The organism is Kitasatospora sp. NPDC004799 (assembly GCF_040609095.1).
Lineage (GTDB): Bacteria > Actinomycetota > Actinomycetes > Streptomycetales > Streptomycetaceae > Kitasatospora.
Genome location: NZ_JBEXJK010000643.1, coordinates 1 through 2,895, shown reverse-complemented (window position 1 = coordinate 2,895; position 2,895 = coordinate 1). Strand labels below are relative to the sequence as shown.

Genomic DNA, 2,895 nt, shown 5'->3' with positions numbered 1-2,895 from the left:
GGGGAGGCGGGCCGCACGGCCGTCGTGGTCGAGCTGGACGGGCGGCCGGCGGCCGTCCTGGCGGTCGGCGACACGCTGCGCTCGGGCAGCTGGCGGGCGCTCCACCGGCTGCGCGGGCTGGGCTTGGAGACCGTCCTGCTGACCGGGGACGGCCCCGGCGCCGCCCGGGCGGTGGCGGCCGAGCTGGGCATCGAGCGGGTGCACGCCTCGGCCTCCCCCGAGCGCAAGGCCGAGGTGGTGGCCGAACTGCGCGCCGCCGGCCGGACGGTCGCGGTGGTCGGCGACGGCGTCAACGACGCGGTGGCGCTGGCCTCGGCGGACCTCGGGGTGGCGCTGGCCTCCGGCAGCGACGCCGCGATCGGCGCGGCGGGGCTGACCCTGGTGCGCGGCGACTTCGAGGCGGTGGTGGACGCCGTACGGCTGGCGCGGCAGACCCTGGCGACCATCCGGGCCAACCTGCTCTGGGCCTTCGGCTACAACCTGGTGCTGATCCCGCTGGCGGCGGTCGGGCTGCTCAACCCGATGCTGGCGGCCGTCGCGATGTCGCTCAGCTCGCTGCTCGTGGTGGGCAACAGCCTGCGGCTGCGCACCTGGGAGCCGGGGCGGGGACAGCGCAAACCGCAACGTGGGGGCCGGGCCCGGGGAGGACGTCGGTGAAGGCGACCGAACGGCTCAGGGTGGTCGGCCCGCCGGTCGGCGCGGCGGCGCTGGCGCTGGTGCTGCTCACCGGGTGGACGGCGTTCGGCGGGGCCGGCCGGGCCCGTCCGGTGGCGGCCGAGCCGGGCTGGGTGCTGCTGCCCGCGGCCGGCGCGGCCTCCGCCACCGCGGCCTTCTTCACGATCCGCAACCCGGGCGACGTACCGGACGAACTGACCGGCGCCAGCTGGGAGTTCGGCGGCCGGATCACCCCGAAGCGGCACCTGCACCAGGGCGCGGCTGGCCGCTGGGAGGCGGCACCGGCGCTCCCGGTGCCGGGCCGCGGCGAGCTGCGGATGACCCCGGAGGACGCGGACCTGATGATCGCCGACCCGCCGCCGCTGCGGGCCGGCCAGTGGGTGGAGTTCACCCTCACCTTCCGCCACAGCCCGCCGCTGCGGCTCGGCGCGCAGGTGCTGCCCGCGGCCGAGCGGCCGCGCTGAACGACGACGCCGAACCGACGTACCGAACCGCCGCACCGAACGGCGTCGGGGCGTGTCCCGCGGAGACCGGAAGGCCCCCGCGGAACACGCCCCGCTCCCGTCGCTCAGGAAGGACGCTCGCCGAGCGTCTCCTCGGCCGGCCGGCGCGGGGTGGCCGCACCGGGCGGGCCGTAGCCGGCCCGCAGCACCAGCTGGACGTGGCCCGGCCCGGACGCCGGGTCGCGCAGCGCCCAGCGGGTGTCCGGCCACTCGACCGCCTGGTGCCAGACGCTGAGCCGCACGCCGTGCACCGTGGCCAGCAGCCAGACCCGCTCCAGCGCCTGCCCGGTGCGCAGCCAGTCCAGCGGGCCGTCGCCGGGGGTGCTGAGGGTGCACAGCTGGGGCAGCGCCTCGAAGCGCTGGGAGGGCCGGGAGGGCTGCTGCCCGGGGGCCTCCGGCGGACGGCCGGCGAACTCGCGCATCGGCACCCGGGCCTCGTGGTCCTGCGGGCCGAGCGCGGCCTGCGGGATGCCGTCCTCGGCGGTGCCGTCGTCGGGCCGCAGCCAGGAGCGGGACTCCGCGGTACGGGCCGGGTCGGCGGCGTTGCGGCGCTCGGCCTCGGCGGTGAGCGCCTGCACCCGCCGTACGCCCTCCTCCTCCAGCGCGGCCAGCGCCACGCCCTCCTCGCGGGCGGCGTCGATGAACTCGCCGATCACCGCCTCGGGCACGTCGCGCTGGGTGAAGGGCTCCCGGCTGGAGTGCCGGGCGGCGATGGCGGGGTAGAGGTCGCGGCCGAACGGGGTCTGCTCGGCGGCCGGGCGGGAGAGGTCGAGCACGGCGAGCAGGGCGGGCTCGGCGGCCTCCGGCAGCAGCCGGACCAGCGGTTCCCGGTCCAGCCGCCCGGCCGCCACCCGCAGGTTGAACACGGCCGCGCCGACCGCGATGTGCACCGCGGCGCCGACCGGGTCGGCCAGCGGTACGGAGCGCCCGGTGTCGGCGTACACGGCGAGCCCGCGCCCGTCCGGGGTCGGCACGAAGCGCCAGGGCTGGCTGTTGTGCAGCGACGGCGCCGCGCCGCCCGCGGTGGCGAGCAGGCGCAGGTCGGCCGCGCTGAGCATCTGGGTGAGAGCCGGGTCGAGCGTCATGGCGATCCACTCCTTCACCCGCGGGGCGTCGGCTTCGACCGCGGGGTTCGCGCGCACGCGCCGGGAGGCGCGCACGCCCGGAGGTCCCGCTGTTTCCGAGCGTGCGCGCCCCGCGCACGCCGACGAAAGGGCCCTTGGGCCTGTTCTCGGGCCCGCAGGCCCGCAGGCCCGTCCGGTGGATCGGGACGGGGGGCGGATCCACCGGACGGGCCGCTCCTCACCCGTGCGGGACGACCGCGACGGGGGCCTCGGCGTGGTGCAGGACGGCGTGCGCGACCCGGCCGAGCCGGGGGCCGAACTCGATCGGGCGCCGGCCCCGGCCGACCACGACCAGCGCGGCGCCGGCCGAGGCCTCGACCAGGGCGCGGGCCGCGCCGAGCCGCACGTCCTCGACCACCTCCACGTCCGGGTGCTGCTCGCGCGGGCCGGCCAGGGCGAGCGAGAGCAGCTTGGCCTCCAGCGCCTCCAGCTGGGCGAGCTCGGCCGCCGGGACGGCGCCGCCCGCGTAGCCGAACACCGGCGGCAGGTCCCAGCCGTGCCTTCGCGGCCGTCACCGGCGACTTCGCGACGATCTTCGAGCGCGCCCAGCCGACCTTCAAGAACAACTACATGTACATGGCCGGGTACACCGA

4 protein-coding genes are annotated in these 2,895 nt (G+C 78.0%); 2 read left to right on the top strand and 2 right to left on the bottom strand.

What is annotated here, in order from left to right; all coding sequences use genetic code 11:
• Together ABZW03_RS39330 and ABZW03_RS39325 are read left to right on the top strand one after the other, a co-directional pair.
• Positions 1-657: HAD-IC family P-type ATPase (locus ABZW03_RS39330; RefSeq protein WP_355269456.1), on the top strand; the 657-nt coding region annotated here is incomplete at its 5' end.
• Entirely contained in the window at positions 654-1,139 is a 486-nt protein-coding gene (locus ABZW03_RS39325; protein WP_355269454.1) for a copper chaperone PCu(A)C, read from the top strand. The genes ABZW03_RS39330 and ABZW03_RS39325, both read left to right, overlap by 4 nt.
• Positions 1,140-1,243: 104 nt before the next feature.
• Here ABZW03_RS39325 and ABZW03_RS39320 read toward each other — a convergent pair whose 3' ends face one another.
• Both ABZW03_RS39320 and ABZW03_RS39315 read right to left on the bottom strand, forming a co-directional pair.
• Positions 1,244-2,263 carry a hypothetical protein gene (locus ABZW03_RS39320; protein WP_355269452.1) on the bottom strand — a complete coding sequence of 340 codons (1,020 nt, stop codon included), beginning with the start codon at positions 2,261-2,263 and terminating at the stop codon, positions 1,244-1,246.
• Between the two features lie 217 nt (positions 2,264-2,480).
• A complete protein-coding gene (locus ABZW03_RS39315) occupies positions 2,481-2,780 on the bottom strand; it encodes a universal stress protein (RefSeq protein ID WP_355269450.1) in 300 nt (99 codons plus the stop codon).
• Positions 2,781-2,895: the final 115 nt, after the last annotated feature.